General features: G+C 56.4%; 1 protein-coding gene. It reads right to left on the reverse strand.

The window, feature by feature from the left end:
- The coding region (locus E0L21_RS24840; RefSeq protein WP_131413848.1) for a DUF3304 domain-containing protein at positions 1-303 on the reverse strand (303 nt) is incomplete at both ends.

A 303-nucleotide genomic window follows, 5' to 3' on the forward strand; every position in this document is an offset into this window, starting at 1 on the left:
GCCGCAGACATCCTGGCCGTTATAGTCGGGTACCGGGACGGTTTTGCTGTGCTGACGATTCTGGGCTTTCATTTTTTTTTCCCATGCCAGGTATTTTTTAGTATCTGCAAACCCGGGAAAGCCTTTTGCCCCCCCCTCCCCGCTTTCCCAGTCAATTCGTACCGTCATACCCGGCCTCCAGCGGGCGGGTACGCTGTAGCAGCATCCTCCGCCGCCGCCCTGAAACGGACCAATGATGTCGATACCCGACTGGTTATCCACGCTGAAGTGGTTAATCGCCCATCGGGTGTGATTGATGGCGTC

This window comes from Kosakonia quasisacchari (assembly GCF_004331415.1).
In the GTDB taxonomy this organism is placed as follows: Bacteria; Pseudomonadota; Gammaproteobacteria; order Enterobacterales; family Enterobacteriaceae; genus Kosakonia; species Kosakonia quasisacchari.